The 14613-nt window shown below is 66.9% G+C and carries 16 protein-coding genes; 6 read left to right on the top strand and 10 right to left on the bottom strand.

Annotation, left to right across the window (positions count from 1 at the left end):
* Positions 1-109: 109 nt before the first annotated feature.
* From ACYX7E_RS09380 to purB, 4 genes are all read right to left on the bottom strand, one after another.
* Complete coding sequence (locus tag ACYX7E_RS09380) at positions 110-601, bottom strand: DUF7931 domain-containing protein (protein WP_462080317.1); 492 nt, start codon at positions 599-601, stop codon at positions 110-112.
* A gap of 38 nt (positions 602-639) precedes the next feature.
* Positions 640-1872: a JmjC domain-containing protein gene (locus ACYX7E_RS09375; RefSeq protein ID WP_462080316.1), complete on the bottom strand. Its 1233-nt coding sequence runs from the start codon at positions 1870-1872 to the stop codon at positions 640-642.
* A gap of 45 nt (positions 1873-1917) precedes the next feature.
* A complete protein-coding gene (locus tag ACYX7E_RS09370) occupies positions 1918-2340 on the bottom strand; it encodes a VOC family protein (RefSeq protein ID WP_462080315.1) in 423 nt (140 codons plus the stop codon).
* A 102-nt stretch (positions 2341-2442) separates the two neighbouring features.
* The gene (gene purB, locus ACYX7E_RS09365) at positions 2443-3810 is read right to left on the bottom strand and encodes an adenylosuccinate lyase (RefSeq protein ID WP_462080314.1); all 1368 of its coding nucleotides are present in this window, start codon (positions 3808-3810) and stop codon (positions 2443-2445) included.
* 180 nt (positions 3811-3990) lie between these two features.
* On the opposite strand from purB, the gene ACYX7E_RS09360 reads away from it, so the two are divergent.
* Positions 3991-5409: a class II fumarate hydratase gene (locus ACYX7E_RS09360; protein ID WP_462080313.1), complete on the top strand. Its 1419-nt coding sequence runs from the start codon at positions 3991-3993 to the stop codon at positions 5407-5409.
* Between the two features lie 201 nt (positions 5410-5610).
* On the opposite strand, the gene ACYX7E_RS09355 is transcribed toward ACYX7E_RS09360, so the two are convergent.
* The 6 genes from ACYX7E_RS09355 to ACYX7E_RS09330 all read right to left on the bottom strand — a co-directional run bounded on the left by ACYX7E_RS09355 (position 5611) and on the right by ACYX7E_RS09330 (position 10223).
* Positions 5611-6435, bottom strand: coding sequence for a GIN domain-containing protein (locus ACYX7E_RS09355; protein ID WP_462080312.1), 825 nt, complete (start codon positions 6433-6435; stop codon positions 5611-5613).
* Between the two features lie 136 nt (positions 6436-6571).
* Positions 6572-7039, bottom strand: a complete 468-nt coding sequence (locus ACYX7E_RS09350; protein WP_462080311.1) for a hypothetical protein — start codon at positions 7037-7039, stop codon at positions 6572-6574.
* Positions 7040-7425: 386 nt separating this feature from the next.
* On the bottom strand, positions 7426-8499 hold the full coding sequence (locus ACYX7E_RS09345) for a hypothetical protein (RefSeq protein ID WP_462080310.1): 1074 nt from the start codon (positions 8497-8499) through the stop codon (positions 7426-7428).
* The gene (locus ACYX7E_RS09340; RefSeq protein WP_462080309.1) at positions 8496-9374 is read right to left on the bottom strand and encodes an ABC transporter ATP-binding protein; all 879 of its coding nucleotides are present in this window, start codon (positions 9372-9374) and stop codon (positions 8496-8498) included. Before ACYX7E_RS09340 ends, ACYX7E_RS09345 begins: the two co-directional genes overlap by 4 nt.
* On the bottom strand, positions 9371-9742 hold the full coding sequence (locus ACYX7E_RS09335; RefSeq protein WP_462080308.1) for a GntR family transcriptional regulator: 372 nt from the start codon (positions 9740-9742) through the stop codon (positions 9371-9373). The genes ACYX7E_RS09340 and ACYX7E_RS09335 overlap by 4 nt, the downstream gene beginning before the upstream one ends.
* 4 nt (positions 9743-9746) lie before the next feature.
* The gene (locus ACYX7E_RS09330) at positions 9747-10223 is read right to left on the bottom strand and encodes a hypothetical protein (protein WP_462080307.1); all 477 of its coding nucleotides are present in this window, start codon (positions 10221-10223) and stop codon (positions 9747-9749) included.
* A gap of 147 nt (positions 10224-10370) precedes the next feature.
* Between ACYX7E_RS09330 and ACYX7E_RS09325 the strand changes: the two genes are divergently transcribed.
* The 5 genes from ACYX7E_RS09325 to ACYX7E_RS09305 all read left to right on the top strand — a co-directional run bounded on the left by ACYX7E_RS09325 (position 10371) and on the right by ACYX7E_RS09305 (position 14610).
* Positions 10371-10922, top strand: coding sequence for a glutathione peroxidase (locus ACYX7E_RS09325; RefSeq protein WP_462080631.1), 552 nt, complete (start codon positions 10371-10373; stop codon positions 10920-10922).
* 234 nt (positions 10923-11156) lie between these two features.
* On the top strand, positions 11157-12089 hold the full coding sequence (locus tag ACYX7E_RS09320; protein WP_462080306.1) for an FKBP-type peptidyl-prolyl cis-trans isomerase N-terminal domain-containing protein: 933 nt from the start codon (positions 11157-11159) through the stop codon (positions 12087-12089).
* Between the two features lie 108 nt (positions 12090-12197).
* A complete protein-coding gene (locus tag ACYX7E_RS09315) occupies positions 12198-12983 on the top strand; it encodes an FKBP-type peptidyl-prolyl cis-trans isomerase (RefSeq protein ID WP_462080305.1) in 786 nt (261 codons plus the stop codon).
* A gap of 54 nt (positions 12984-13037) precedes the next feature.
* On the top strand, positions 13038-14384 hold the full coding sequence (locus ACYX7E_RS09310) for a UDP-glucose dehydrogenase family protein (RefSeq protein WP_462080304.1): 1347 nt from the start codon (positions 13038-13040) through the stop codon (positions 14382-14384).
* 13 nt (positions 14385-14397) lie between these two features.
* Positions 14398-14610 carry a SlyX family protein gene (locus tag ACYX7E_RS09305; RefSeq protein ID WP_462080303.1) on the top strand — a complete coding sequence of 71 codons (213 nt, stop codon included), beginning with the start codon at positions 14398-14400 and terminating at the stop codon, positions 14608-14610.
* Positions 14611-14613: the final 3 nt, after the last annotated feature.

Genomic DNA, 14613 nt, shown 5'->3' with positions numbered 1-14613 from the left:
CAGCCTCTCTCAGGCCAAAGGCCTGATCGCCAAGCGTAGCCGTCTCAGGCCAGAGGCCTGATCGCGATACGTGGCTCCTCTCAGGCCAACGGACGCGGTGTCGCTGGCCTCACAGGCCCAGCGCCCGGAACTCGGTGCAGGGACGTGAACGTTCCCAGACCGGCGCGAATGCGGCGATCAGGCGCTGCGCGCGGGCTCGCAGATCGCTGCCGGCCTCACCCTCCAGCCGCTGTGACAGCGGACGCCGGTAGTAGTCGCCAGCGTCGTTGACGATGCAAGCGCTGGTATCGCCGCGATCACCGGCCTCGACGACCTCGCGGAGCGTGAAGATGCTGGGCAGGCGCTGTGCCAGCGCCAGCAGCGGTGCCTGCGCACGTTCGACGCTGGCGGCATCGTGCAGCAGGATCCAGACCTCCCGGCCAGGGCGGCCGGTGGCGAAACCGCGCATCGCTTCGATGAAGGCCGGGCTGTCGAACAGGCCGGGATCGAGCGCTGCGCTGCGGATCCACACCTGGCGACGCGCACCGGCAACGACCGTGAGGCTGGCCTCGAGCGCCTGGGCGTGATCGACCACCCGTCGTGGTCCTGCCATCTCTTCCATCATCGACCCTCCCATTGCGGCGTTCCCGTCGTGGCGGCTCAGCCGGCGTCGTCGTCCGTGTCGCCGGCATCGTCGGCGTCGAGGTGCAATTGATAGTGGCCGCGCTCGTACAGCGCGATCACGACGTCGCGACCGGCGGCGGACAGGCTGGCGTAGACCGGGCCATCGAGCTGGTCGAGGGCCGCGATCTTCTGCGCATCGCGCGCCGACAGTGGATAGTCCTGTCCCGAGACATACAAGCGCGCGCCCTTGGCCGCACGGCGCCAGGCCATGCGCGAGAATGGATGCCGCTGCAGCACGACATCGGGCTGCTGCAGGTCCCATTCGACTTCGATGCGCGACCGGCATTCTTCGCCCGGCGTCGCGAACCCGGCGCTGCGGTAGACGGTGATGAAGCGGCCGAACCAGTCGCCGAGGCGGTCTGGGTCGTTCATGCGCAGCACGTTCAGGGCCTGGACCACGCGCTCCATCGCCGCGGCATCGATCTCGTTGCTGTCGCGGGCCGGCACCAGGTCGGGGTCGGCATAACGGATGGCGTCGTCGGCCTCGGCGGCGAGGGTGTCGATGTAGTCGCCCATCAGTTCGGCGGCGGACGGGGCGCGCATGCCGAACGAGAACGTCAGGCAGGGGTTCTCGGCGATGCCGTGGTGCGGGACGCCCGGCGGCAGGTACAGCATGTCGCCCGGATCGAGGACCCATTCGTGGGTCGGCGTGAACTGGCTCAACAGCTTGAGCTCGACGTCGTTGCGGAACCCGATCGACGGTTCGCCACGGCCCATCGCAGCCGAGGCATCGATCTGCCAGCGGCGCTGGCCCTGGCCCTGCAGCAGGAAGACGTCGTACTGGTCGATATGGGCGCCGACCGAGCCACCGGTCGCGGCGAAGCTGATCATGATGTCGTCCATGCGCCAGCGCGGCAGGAACGCGAAATGGCGCAGCAACGCGGCGACATCGGCATCCCACTTGTCGACGTCCTGCACCAGCAGCGTCCAGTCGCGGTCGCCCAGTCCCGGGAAGATGTCTTCGGCGAAAGGCCCCTGGCTGACGCTCCATGCATCGCTGCCGCGGTCGTGCGCGATCAGCCGTCCCAGCGTGCCGTCCTCGCACGACAGGCCGGCCAGGTCCTCGGGGCTGATTGGCGAGACGAAGCCCGGGAAGGCGTTGCGGATCAGCAGCGGGCGCTTCTGCCAGTAATCGCGCAGGAAGTTCGCCGGCGGCAAGCCCAGCGGCAGGTGGGCAGTGGCGTCGATTTCGAACGGGAGGGTTTTCATGCGGGGCAGCCTACAAGAAGGGAGTGCGGCCGACACTGATCGGCATCAATGCGGAGGAAGGGCGATCGCGTCGTAACCGGCGGCAGTGAACGACAGCAGGCACCAGCCATGGCCGAACGGGTCGGCCATCTGCACGATCCGGCCCCAGGCCTCGTCGCGGATGTCGCCTTCGGCCTGCGCGCCGGCCGCGATCGCTCGCGCCAGTGCCTGCTCGAGGTCATCGACGACGAGGTCGCAATGCATCGGCATCCGGTGTCGCTGGTAGTCGCGCAGCCCGGTCGTGCTGCCGGCTGGGCCGGCCGCCTGGCGACCGGGGGCCTGTTCGAGCAGGTAGATCGGCACCGCGGCGCCGAGCAGTTCCAGCGCCTGCTCGCCGAGTCGTCGTCCCGGACGCAGGCCGAACGCGTCGCAATAGAAGCGTTCGGCGCGGGCCAGGTCGGGGACGTCGATGTTGAGGAGCGGTTGCATGGTTGGCGAGGTGGGGCGCATCGGTGGGCGGCGTCGGTGCACCGGACTCAGGCCATCATGCCAATACCGTCGGGCCCACACCGTCAGCCCGGGCCGGCGCACTCAGATCGCGCGCGCCAGCGTGGCCGCCAGTCCGACATAGCCGCCCGGCAGCAGGTCGCGCAGGCGCTGCTTGTCGGTCTCGGGCAGGTCCAGCGTCTCGACGAACGCCTGCATCGAGTCGGCGGTGATGCCCTGGCCGCGGGTCAGGGCCTTGAGCTGCTCGTAGGGGTTGGGCAGGCCATGGCGACGCATCACGGTCTGCACGGCTTCGGCCAGCACTTCCCAGGACGCGTCGAGGTCTTCGGCCAGCCGTACCGGGTTGACGCTGAGCTTGCCGAGGCCGCGCTGCAGCGCATCGAGGCTGATCAGGGTATGGCCGAACGCGGTGCCGAGCGCGCGCAGCACGGTCGAGTCGGTCAGGTCGCGCTGCCAGCGGCTGACCGGCAGCTTGGCGGCGAAATGCTCGAACAGCGCATTGGCGATGCCGAAGTTGCCCTCTGCGTTCTCGAAGTCGATCGGGTTGACCTTGTGCGGCATCGTCGAGCTGCCCACTTCGCCGTCCTTCAGCGCCTGCTTGAAATAGCCCAGCGAGATGTAGCCCCAGATGTCGCGGCACAGGTCCAGGCCGATCGTATTGATGCGCTTCTGCACGTCGCTGATTTCAGCAACGCAGTCATGCGGTTCGATCTGGGTGGTGTAGGGGTTGAACTCGATGCCCAGCGATTCGACGAAGTGCCGGGCGAACGCCGGCCAGTCGACGTCCGGGTAGGACACCACGTGCGCGTTGTAGTTGCCGACCGCGCCGTTGATCTTGCCGGTCAGGGCCACGGCGGCCAGTTGCTCGCCCTGGCGCTGCAGGCGCGCGACGACGTTGGCGATTTCCTTGCCGACGGTGGTCGGCGAGGCGGTCTGGCCATGGGTGCGCGACAGCATCGGCAGTCCGGCATGGGCATGGGCCAGCGCCTTCAGCGACTGGATCAGGCTGTCCAGCGACGGCAGCAGCACCTGCTGGCGCGCCTGGCTGAGCATCAGCGCGTAAGACAGGTTGTTGATGTCCTCGCTGGTGCAGGCGAAATGCACGAACTCCAGCGCCGGTGCCAGCGTCGCGTCGTCCTTGAGCTTCTCCTTGATGAAGTACTCGACCGCCTTGACGTCATGATTGGTGGTGCGCTCGATAGCCTTGACGCGGGCCGCGTCGGCGACCGAAAAATCCTCGGCCAGGGCCTGCAGCGTGGCCTGCTGTGCGGCGTCGAACGGTGCCAGTTCGGCGATGCCCGGTTCCGCGGCCAGTGCGAGCAGCCACTCGATCTCGACCTTGACGCGCGCGCGGATCAGTCCGTACTCGGAGAAGATCGGGCGCAGGGCATCGACCTTGCCGGCATAGCGGCCATCGAGCGGGGACAGGGCAAGCAGGGCGGCGTCGGACATGGGCGGGGTCGGGGGCATCAGGCGGGGCCGACCATTTTAGGCCCTAGCGGCCATGAGGTGTGGATCGCCGGGAGATCAGCGCGACGGGCTGCGGATCGCGACTTCGTGGCTCGCGTATCCTTGGCGGTGTCAGCCAGCGACTTCGCCAGCCGTGAAACCTTTCCCACGGAGCCATGATCCATGAGCAAGTCTGCGTCATCCCCCGCCTTCCGCACCGAACACGACAGCATGGGCGAGCTGCAGGTCCCCAGCGAAGCGCTCTGGGGCGCCCAGACCCAGCGGGCGGTGCAGAATTTCCCGATCTCCGGCAGGCCGATGCCGCGCGGCTTCATCCGCGCACTGGGCCTGATCAAGGCCGCGGCCGCGTCGGTCAACGCCGATCTCGGGCTGCTGCCCGCCGCCAGCGCCCAGGCGATCCATGCCGCCGCGCTGAAGGTGGCCGACGGCGTCCATGACCTGCAGTTCCCGATCGACATCTACCAGACCGGCTCGGGCACCTCGTCGAACATGAATGCCAACGAGGTCATCGCCACGCTGGCCTCCACCAAGACCCGCCGCATCCATCCCAACGACCACGTCAACCTGGGCCAGAGCTCGAACGACGTGGTGCCGACCGCGATCCGCGTCTCGGCGCAACTGGCCGTGGTCGAGGATCTGCTGCCGGCGCTCAAGCACCTGCGGCGCACGATCGACAAGCGCGCGAAGTCGCTGGACAAGGTCGTCAAGACCGGACGCACCCATCTGATGGATGCGATGCCGCTGACGTTCGGCCAGGAGTTCGGTGCCTGGTCGTCGCAGCTGGCATCGGCCGAGCAGCGCATCAGCGATGGCCTCAAGCGCCTGCGCAGGCTGCCGATCGGCGGCACCGCGATCGGGACCGGCATCAACGCGCATCCGCAGTTCGGCAAGAAGGTCAGCCGCGCGCTATCGACGCTGACCCGTACCACGTTCGATTCGGCGCAGGACAAGTTCGAGGGCATCGCCACCCAGGACGATGCCGTCGAGCTGTCGGGGCATCTCAATACGCTCGCGGTCGCACTGATGAAGATCGCCAACGACCTGCGCTGGATGAATGCCGGTCCGCTGGCCGGACTGGGCGAGATCGAGCTGCCGGCACTGCAGCCGGGCAGTTCGATCATGCCGGGCAAGGTCAATCCGGTGATCCCGGAAGCCACGGTGATGGTGGCCGCGCAGGTGATCGGGCACCACACCGCGATTACGGTGGCCGGGCAGACCGGCAACTTCCAGTTGAACGTCACGCTGCCGCTGATCGCGGCCAACCTGCTGGAGTCGATCCAGTTGCTGTCCAACGTGTCGCGCCTGCTCGCCGACAGCGCGATCGCCGGGCTGCAGGTACGCAAGGACAACATCAGTGCCGCGCTGGATCGCAACCCGATCCTGGTGACCGCGTTGAATCCGGTGATCGGTTATGAAAAGGCCGCGGCGATCGCCAAGCGCGCCTACAAGGAGAACCGTCCGGTGCTGGACATCGCACTGGAAGACAGCGGCCTGGAGGCTGCGGAACTGAAGAAGCTGCTCGATCCGGCGGCGCTGACGCGCGGCGGCATCCAGGCCGGTGGCGGCGTTGGCGGCGGCTGACGCTTGAATCGCGCCCTCTCCCCGAGCGGGGAGAGGGTGCTGGATACGGGGCCGATGACGCCGGTGTGCTGGTCGTGCCCGTGGCGGGTGTCGTGCTGGCATTGCGGCACGGCCGCCGCGTTGCCCCTCAGTCCCTGCCGCGTCAACGCCTGATCGTTGACTGTGCGGCCAGGCGGTGCGCATCAGCCCGTGCCTGATCAGTCAGCGCTTGCGTGGAATGTCAACCGTGCCCTTGACGCCATTGTGGTGGATCGAACCGCTGCCCGACGAACGTACGGTCAGGTTGCCGGACACGCCGTCGACGCTGAAGTCGCCGGATCCGACCGAGCCCAGGGTGACGTGGCCGGTGACGCGCTTGAGATCGGCGTCGCCGGACCCGATCGAGGCGATGTCGACGTTGCCGGCAGCGCCATCGAGCTCGAAATCGCCCGAACCGATGCTGCCCACCTTGACCGCGCCGCGTACGTTGCTGGCGTTGACATCGCCCGATCCCACCGAGCGCACATCAAGGCTGCCGACATCGTTGAAGCTGGCATCGCCGGAGCCGACGCTGACGCTGGCGGCGCCGCGGATGCGGCTGGCTTCGAGGTCGCCCGAGCCGACGGTCGCATGCAGCGACGCGATGCCGGTGATCCAGGTGTCGCCGGAGCCGACCGACATCTCGACCGCGACATTGGCGGGGACCGTGGCGTTGAGCGTCATGTAGGCGTAGTTGTTGCCGAACCACGAGCTGGTGGCGTTGGTGCGTGCGGCGGTGACGATGAGCTTGTCGCCGCGCTTTTCCTGGCTCAGGACCAGCTGGTCCAGCAGGTTGGCGCTGGATGCGCAGGCGCGTCCCGCCACGGTAGCGCGCGCGCCGGGCGCAGCATCGAGCTTGAGCTTGTTGCCGCCGATCGAGAACGCGACGGTGCGGACACCGGTGTAGTCGAGTTGCAGCGACTTCGGCGCGGAATGCGCGCATTGCTTTTCGTCGGCGAGGGCGGTGCCGGCGACCAGCAACAGCAGCGGGGAGAGGAGCAGGGACATGCGTGTCATAGGGGTTCCTTCATCGGTGGCAATCCAGGGGTTCGATGCCGCTGGTGGCGGCAGGGTTTAAACGCGGGAGCGTTCAACGGACGCCGCCGCAACCGCGATGCAGGCCGGGCCGCAAGGCCCTCGCTCCTCAATCGGCGGGAGGCCATTCGCCGGTCGGGACGCGTTCCCCGGTCAGCATCGCCAGCGCGCCGCCGCACATGGCCTGGCGGCGCTCGGCAGTACCCGATTCGAACGGTCCGAGGCGCGATGCCAGCACGCGGTCGCGGTATGACGGCAGGGTGTCGTCGGCGGCCAGCACCGACAGCGTCAGCAGGCGTCCGCGTTCGATCGCGTCCTGGTGCGTGTTGACGAAGCGGAAGTAGGCACTGGCGGCCCGGGGCAGGTAATCCGGGTCCATCGCGGCGCAGGCTTCGATCAGGCGAAGCATCGCGAACGTCGCGACATAGGCGATGTGGTCCTGGAAGGCCTGGGCGCTTGCATTGCGTGCGTTGTCTCCAGAGCTGGGGGCGTCCTGGGCGAAGGCGGGCGTGGCCAGTGCGGCGCAGAGCAGGAGGGTGGGGAGCATGCCGATGAGCGCGCGAGGGTTGCGGTGCATGGCCGGATCCTTGGGATGGGGCGGTGCTGGGGCTGTCGGGGGTTGCGCTGCGGAACTGCGGTTTACTGTGCCTGGATCCTGTCGCGATGCGGGCGGTGGTGCGGTGTGGCCGGGTTCGGATGGTCTGGCCGAACCATTCATGGCTTGGTGTTCTAGACGCCGCGCGGCAGTGCCGACATTTGCCGCGCCGGGATCATTGTGCGATGCCGTTCCTGGCGTGGGAGTACCGGCTTCGGATGGTCCGGCCCGGCCGCCCAGCCCCGCGCAGCGCGCGGTGCGTTCGTCTGTGGCGCGAAGCAGTGCTTCGCAGGCGCCACAACCTCACCCATGGCCGGGCGTTCGCGAACGCGGTCGATGCCGATAGGGCATCGACCAAGCGCGTTCGCTCACCCCTCGTCGCGCCAGCGGCGGAGGCGGATGGCGGCGAAGATCATCGCCGCGCCGGCGGCCACGCCGATCCACAGGTCCGGGCTGGTCAGGTTGCGGTAGACGTTGGCGGGATGGACCAGATCGCGGAGCGCACCGGGCGTTTCCAGGCCCGCCTGCTGCATGTGGTCGATATCCATCCAGGTGATCGGCACCACGCTGCCGAGCAGGCGCAGCACGATGTTCTTCCAGAACCACCAGCTGTCGAGGTCGAACACGCCCATCACCTGGAACCAGGCCACGAAGATGCCGGCGAACACCGGGATCATCACCGCCCACAGGAAGGGCTTGCTCTTGGCCCAGGCCGAGCACATCAGCAGCCAGCCGACGGTCGGCATCGCCCACAGGGCATAGACCGGGATCGCCATCAGATACTGCGCGGCCAGCGTCAGCGGATGGCTGTTGGCCCACAGCAGGGTGAACGGGTTGCCGCCATGCACCAGCACGACCACGCTGATCAGCACCAGGAAGCAGAACATGGTCAGCACGGAGGCCAGCGTGGCCAGCAACGGCGCCACCAGCACTGCACTTGCGACCTTGGACAGTACGGTCTCGGTATCGGAGACCGGCAGCGACTTCCAGAACAGCACGCTGCGGTCCTTGCGCTCGTCGAACAGGGCGCCCAGGCAATAGAAGAACATCACGAACACCAGCACGATGAAGGGCCAGATCGAAGCCGACATCACGCTCAGGTTGATGCCGTCGGAGAGCTGGGCCATGTCCTCGGGCTTGAGCTGGTTGACCAGCGCGCCCAGGTCCAGGCCGTTGATGGTGATGTTGTCGTCGAGCTTGATCTCGCCGCTGCCGATCGCCTTGCGCATCGCGATCACGCCGATGACGATCACCATCAACGTCAGCAGCAGCGAGATGCCGCCGGCGACGAGCGGCGCCCACAGGAAACCACCCTTGTGTTCCCAGAATTCGCGTTGCAGCAGCAGGCGGAAGCGATGGGTCTTGTGGATCGTGGCGGCCTGCGAGGCGACCGGTGCCGCGGCGTCGTCGCCGAAGGACGCGCCGTTGGAGGAAGTGTTCATGCGTAGGTTCCTTTCATCGTCGCGACGAACAGGTCGGCCAGGCCGGGTGTGCGGGTCTCTCCATATCCCGAGACCGCGGAGTGCGAAACGCCATCGAACAGCATCACGGTCTTGCCGAAGGGCAGGGCGCGTTCGTCGATGGGGTTGAGGCTGCGCGCGGCATCGGTCTGGTCGGCATTGACCAGCACTTCGACGAAGCGCTCGCCCAGCTGGTCCATGGTGGCGTCGAGTGCGATCTTGCCGTCGCGGATGAACAGCACGTCGGTCAGGATGTGCTCGATCTCCTCGACCTGGTGGGTGGTGATGATGATCGTCTTCTGCTCGTCGAAGTAATCCTCGAGGAGGCGCTGGTAGAACTGCTTGCGGTACAGGATGTCCAGGCCAAGCGTGGGCTCGTCGAGCACCAGCAGGCGGGCGTCGATCGCCATGACCAGGGCCAGGTGCAGCTGCACGATCATGCCCTTGGACATTTCGCGCACGCGCTGCCCGGGCTTGAGCTGGGTATTGGCGAGGAAACGCTCGCACTTGGCGCGGTTGAAGCGTGGATGCACGCCGGCGACGAAGTCGATCGCATCCTTGACCCGCATCCAGCGCGGCAGCACCGCGACATCGGCGATAAAGCAGACATCGTTCATCAGCGCGTCGCGTTCGGTACGCGGATCGCGTTCCAGCACCTTGAGGTCGCCTTCGAACGGGATCAGTCCCAGGACCGCCTTCAGCACGGTGGTCTTGCCAGCGCCGTTGGGGCCGATCAGGCCGACGATCCGGCCCGGCTCGATGCCGAAGCTGGTGCCGTCGAGGGCGACCTTGTTCTTGTAGACCTTGCGCAGGCCGCGGGCATTGACGACCTGCGGAATCTCGACGACCGGGGTCATGACACACCTCCCTGCTTGACCGGTCCCAGCAACTCGTTAGCGGACAGGCCCAGGCGCTGGATGCGCTCGATGACCATCGGCCACTCTTCCTTGAGGAAGCGCTCGCGCTCGTTGGAGAGCAGCTTCTTCGACGCTTCATCGGTCACGAACATGCCAAGGCCCCTTCTTTTCTCGACAAGTGCCTCGTCGGCCAGTTCCTGGTAGGCCCGCGAGACGGTGATGGGATTGAGTTGGTAATCGGCGGCCACCTGGCGCACGGACGGCAGGGCATCGCCGGGTTTGAGGACGCCATCGAGCATCATCGCGATCACCCTTTCCTTCAGTTGACGATAGATGGGAGCGCCATCGCTCCACTGGATATTGACCATGGGCTCAGCTCCGGGCACCGCGCTGTGATCCGCGTGCAAAAGAGAAGTAGGGGACCGCGATGCTGCTGCGGACCGCGCGTGCGCGGGCGGCCGCCGAGGCCCTGGCCGAGGCCTTGGCTTCTTCGGCGTCGGTGTCGGACTGGCGTGCTTCTAGCAGCGCGCCGGCCACCGCGGCGTCGACGGCGACGGTGGCGATGAAGCCTGCGGTCAGGGCGATCGCCTGGCTGGTCGAGCCGGCCTTGGCGACCTCGTCCTCGAAACGCTCGACCCGGGACTGGACGCGGGCGTTGACGGCGGCGGGGTCGCGGACCGTGACCTGGATCGGCAGGTGGGCAGGCGTGAACGTCACGCTGTCCGCGGTGCCGGATTCGCCGTTGGCATCGACCATCGGGAGGATCGGTTGCGCGGCCATCAGGCCGACGAAGAACATCACGCCGGTGACCGAGAAAGCCGCTATCGTGTTGTGGAGTTTGCGGTTCATGCGAACATCCTGCGTTGGTCAGTAGGTGTTGTATGTAACTATAACACCTAAACAGTAGGTGTCAACGCCTTTGTGCATCCGCCTGACCCAACTGATGGCAGGGGGGAAGCAGGGCCCCCTTATTTCAGGAGAATCCAAGTGAAATCAGTGATTTGCGCTGTTCTGGCTGTCGTCCTCGCAGCGCTGCCGACGGTGTCTCCGGCGCAGGATCTGCTCGACCGCAGCTTCCGGCCGCTGGCGGGCAAGCAGGTGGTCAACCTGAAACAGGCCTATGCCGGCGATGTGCTGCTGGTGGTCAACACCGCGAGCAAGTGCGGATTCACGCCCCAGTTCGAAGGCCTCGAGGCCCTGCATTCGCGCTACGGCAAGCAGGGCTTTGCAGTGCTGGGCTTTCCTTCCGGCGATTTCCGCGAGCAGGAATTCACCGACGAGAAGGAGATCCAGGAATTCTGCACGCTGACCTATGGCGTGCGTTTCCCGATGTTCGAGAAGGTGCATGTCGTCGGCGACAACGCGACGCCGCTGTATCGCGATCTGCTGGCGGCCACCGGCGAAGCGCCGAAATGGAACTTCCACAAGTACCTGATCGGTCGCGATGGCAAGGTCATCGCCAACTGGGGCAGCCGCACGACCCCGGATGCGCCGGAACTGGTGCAGGCGATCGAGCGCGCGCTGGCGGCGCCCCGTCCGGCACGCTGAACCGCACGATCGGGCGCCCGATCCACCGCTGCACCGATCGACAGGCGGCCTGATCGACGGCCGGCGCGCCCACGCCGGTGTCGCGTGGCACGCAGGCCGGGCGGCGATGGGCGGCAGGCCGGGTCCAAGCCGACGCGCGCATGAACGACGGACATTGCTCACTGCCGCGCCCGCCGCGACAATAACGGGCTTGGCCGCCGCGGTGGCCCCAGGCCTGGCAGGAGAGTGATCCGGATGAACCCGATGGTGCGCGGCGCAGCCGCGTTGATATGCGTGGCGTTCCTGTGCGTGGCCGGCGACGTCGTCGCCCAGCAACGCACGAGCCTGGCGACGGACCGCGACAAGGTCAGCTACATGGTCGGCATGGACGTGGCGCGATCGCTCGAGGCCGCGGCGCCCGATATCGACATGACCACGTTCGAGCGCGCGATCCGCAACGCGATGGACGGCAAGCCGCCGCTGATCAGCGAGCAGGACGCGACCGCGATCTCGCCGGTGCTGAGCCAGCGCGCTGCGGCCCGCAGTGGACGCCAGGTGCCTGGACTGGCGCCGGGTTCGATGCCGCCCGAGGTCGCGCGCGACAAGGTCGGCCTGATGCTGGGCGCCAACATCGGCATGTCGTTGCGCGGCATCGCCGACGACATCGACCTGCCAGTGGTGCTGCAGGGCTTCCGGGCCGTCGTCGACAAGAGCACGCCGCTGCTCAGCGAGGAAGACACCAAGACGGTCGCCGCCGCGTATGCGCAGCGCCGGCAGGCCAAGGTCGCCGAGGCCGCGCAGGCCAACCGCCAGGTCGGCATCGACTTCCTGGCCGCCAACAAGACCAAGAAGGGCGTGTTCAGCACCGCGTCGGGGCTGCAGTACTCGGTGCTGACCAATGGCACCGGCGCCCGGCCGATCCCGACCAGCCGCGTGCGCGTGCATTACCACGGTACCCTGCTCGACGGCACCGTGTTCGACAGTTCGGTGCAGCGCAACCAGCCCGCGGAGTTCGGCCTTGGCCAGGTCATCGCAGGCTGGACCGAAGGCCTGACCCTGATGCCGGTGGGCGCCAAGTACCGCTTCTGGATTCCCAGCGAACTGGGCTACGGCCAGAACGGCAGCCCGCCGACCATCGGCCCGAACTCGGTGCTGGTGTTCGAGGTCGAACTGCTCGAGATCCTCTGAATCATCCTGGTCGCGTTCCGTCGCGGCCTGTCTCCCCGATCCGTCTTGCTCTGATCCATCTTGCACTGAACCCCTGACCCGTTTTCCCTTGTTCCCGGAGCCCCAACCATGAAGATGTCCCTGCGCACCCCTTCGATCGCGCTGCTCGCGGTCGCCATCAGTGTTTCGTTGCTGGCCTGCAAGCCGCTCGACAAGGACACCGGCAAGCCGGTCGATGGCGAGGAGAAGCCGGCAGAGGCGGCCGCCGAGAAGTCCGCGCTTGGCGCGCTGAAGACCGAGCAGGAGAAGGTGGCGTATGTGATCGGCACCCAAATCGGCGAGTCGCTGAAGCCGATCAAGGACGACGTCGATTTCGACACCCTGATCAAGACCGTGCGCGCGACCGTCGACGGCAAGTCCAAGCCGCTGGACGAAGCCGAGGCGATGCAGGTCATGCAGGCCTTCGGCGAGCGCATGCAGGCCAAGCAGCAGACCGAGCTGGCATCGCAGCGCACCAAGAATGCCGAGGAAGGCAAGGCGTTCCTGGCCGAGAACGGCAAGAAGCCCGAGGTCAAGACCACCGCGTCGGGCCTGCAGTACCAGGTGCTGACCGAAGGCAAGGGCGCCAAGCCGGCCGCGACCGACACCGTGCGCGTGCACTACAAGGGCACGCTGCTCAACGGCGAAACCTTCGACAGCTCCTACGATCGCAACGAGCCGGTCCAGTTCGCGCTGGCGCAGGTCGTACCCGGCTGGCAGGAAGGCCTGCAGCTGATGCCGGTCGGCAGCAAGTACAAGTTGTGGGTGCCCGGCGAGTTGGGTTACGGCGAAGCCGGCACGCCCGGTGGCCCCATCGGCCCGAATACCACGTTGGTGTTCGAAGTCGAATTGCTCGACATCGTCAAGACGCCCTGATCATCCCATCAGGGACGAACACATGGTCCACGGACGGCTTGAAGGAGCGGGTGCATGCAGGTAACGATTTTCGGAACGGGTTACGTGGGGCTGGTCACCGGCACCTGCCTGGCCGAAGTGGGGCACGACGTGGTCTGCGTGGACATCGATCAGGCCAAGGTCGATGGACTCAATGCCGGTCGCATCCCGATCTTCGAGCCGGGGCTGGAGCCGATGGTGCTGGCCAACCACGAGGCCGGGCGCCTGTCGTTCACGACCGACGCCGCCAAGGCCATCGGCACCGCCGAGATCCTGTTCATCGCGGTGGGAACGCCGCCCGATGAGGATGGCAGCGCCGATCTCCAGTACGTGCTGGCGGTCGCGCGTACGATCGGCCAGCACCTGCAGCGTCCTTCGATCATCGTCAACAAGTCCACGGTGCCGGTCGGTACCGCGGACAAGGTGCAGGCGGCGATCGCGGCCGAGCTGAAGGCGCGTGGCCAGTCGCTGGCGTTCGAGGTGGTGTCCAACCCGGAGTTCCTGAAGGAGGGCGCCGCGGTCGAGGACTGCATGCGCCCGGACCGCATCGTCATCGGCAGCCGCAACGCCGATGCCGTGGAGCGGTTGCGTCGCCTGTACGCGCCGTTCAACCGCAACCACGACCGCATCGTGACGATGGACGTGCGTTCGGCCGAGCTGACCAAGTACGCGGCCAACGCGATGCTGGCGACCAAGATCAGCTTCATGAACGAGATCGCGAACATCGCCGAGCGCGTCGGCGCTGATATCGAGATGGTGCGCCAGGGCATCGGTTCGGATCCGCGCATCGGCTGGCACTTCATTTATCCCGGTGCCGGTTACGGGGGGTCCTGTTTTCCCAAGGACGTGCAGGCACTGGCGCGGACCGCGGCGCAGAATGATTGCGAGCCGACCCTGCTCAACGCCGTCGAGACCGTCAACGAGCGCCAGAAGGGCCACCTGTACGAGCTGGCGCTGCGCCACTACGGCGGTGCCGAGGCGCTGCGCGGCAAGACCGTCGCGCTGTGGGGGCTGTCGTTCAAGCCCAATACCGACGACATGCGCGCGGCATCGAGCCGGCGCCTGCTCGAGCAGCTGTGGGCCGCCGGGGCGGTGGTGCGCGCGTTCGATCCCGAGGCGATGCACGAGACCCGGCGGATCTTTGGCGAGCGCGACGACCTGGTCCTGTGCGAACGCGCCAACGATGCCCTGCAAGGGGCCGAGGCGCTGTTCGTGATCACCGAGTGGAAGCAGTTCCGCAGCCCCAATCTGGCGATGCTGCACGAATCGCTGGCCGACCGCGTGGTCTTCGACGGCCGCAACCTGTACGAACCCGACGAAATGGAAATGGCCGGGCTCGCCTATTACGGCATCGGTCGCGGCCGTTCGCTGATGCGCCATTGATGGATGCCCCGGCATGAACGAGCTGGAAGCACGCATCGTCGAGCTTGAAACGCGCCTGGCATTCCAGGAGCATGCGTTGGCAGAGCTCAACGATGCGTTGTCGCAGACCCGGCTCGAGCATGTGCGTACGTCCGAGCTGCTGCGCCGCACCCTGGACGACATGAAACAGGTGCGCGGCGAGATGTTCCCGGATCCTTCGCAGGAACCACCCCCTCCGCATTACTGATGA

The organism is Luteimonas sp. RIT-PG2_3, from assembly GCF_054902115.1.
The sequence above is the reverse complement of the archived record's forward strand: the minus strand, read 5'-3'. Positions and strand labels throughout refer to the sequence as shown.

What these genes read in the sequence shown, in the direction of transcription:
- ACYX7E_RS09345 (WP_462080310.1), bottom strand. Translation starts at nt 8,499, where the DNA reads ATGAACACTTCCTCCAACGGCGCGTCCTTCGGCGACGACGCCGCGGCA.
- ACYX7E_RS09330 (WP_462080307.1), bottom strand. Translation starts at nt 10,223, where the DNA reads ATGAACCGCAAACTCCACAACACGATAGCGGCTTTCTCGGTCACCGGC.
- ACYX7E_RS09360 (WP_462080313.1), top strand. Translation starts at nt 3,991, where the DNA reads ATGAGCAAGTCTGCGTCATCCCCCGCCTTCCGCACCGAACACGACAGC.
- ACYX7E_RS09310 (WP_462080304.1), top strand. Translation starts at nt 13,038, where the DNA reads ATGCAGGTAACGATTTTCGGAACGGGTTACGTGGGGCTGGTCACCGGC.
- ACYX7E_RS09375 (WP_462080316.1), bottom strand. Translation starts at nt 1,872, where the DNA reads ATGAAAACCCTCCCGTTCGAAATCGACGCCACTGCCCACCTGCCGCTG.
- ACYX7E_RS09370 (WP_462080315.1), bottom strand. Translation starts at nt 2,340, where the DNA reads ATGCAACCGCTCCTCAACATCGACGTCCCCGACCTGGCCCGCGCCGAA.
- ACYX7E_RS09320 (WP_462080306.1), top strand. Translation starts at nt 11,157, where the DNA reads ATGAACCCGATGGTGCGCGGCGCAGCCGCGTTGATATGCGTGGCGTTC.
- ACYX7E_RS09335 (WP_462080308.1), bottom strand. Translation starts at nt 9,742, where the DNA reads ATGGTCAATATCCAGTGGAGCGATGGCGCTCCCATCTATCGTCAACTG.
- ACYX7E_RS09305 (WP_462080303.1), top strand. Translation starts at nt 14,398, where the DNA reads ATGAACGAGCTGGAAGCACGCATCGTCGAGCTTGAAACGCGCCTGGCA.
- ACYX7E_RS09315 (WP_462080305.1), top strand. Translation starts at nt 12,198, where the DNA reads ATGAAGATGTCCCTGCGCACCCCTTCGATCGCGCTGCTCGCGGTCGCC.
- purB (WP_462080314.1), bottom strand. Translation starts at nt 3,810, where the DNA reads ATGTCCGACGCCGCCCTGCTTGCCCTGTCCCCGCTCGATGGCCGCTAT.
- ACYX7E_RS09380 (WP_462080317.1), bottom strand. Translation starts at nt 601, where the DNA reads ATGGAAGAGATGGCAGGACCACGACGGGTGGTCGATCACGCCCAGGCG.
- ACYX7E_RS09355 (WP_462080312.1), bottom strand. Translation starts at nt 6,435, where the DNA reads ATGTCCCTGCTCCTCTCCCCGCTGCTGTTGCTGGTCGCCGGCACCGCC.
- ACYX7E_RS09350 (WP_462080311.1), bottom strand. Translation starts at nt 7,039, where the DNA reads ATGCACCGCAACCCTCGCGCGCTCATCGGCATGCTCCCCACCCTCCTG.
- ACYX7E_RS09340 (WP_462080309.1), bottom strand. Translation starts at nt 9,374, where the DNA reads ATGACCCCGGTCGTCGAGATTCCGCAGGTCGTCAATGCCCGCGGCCTG.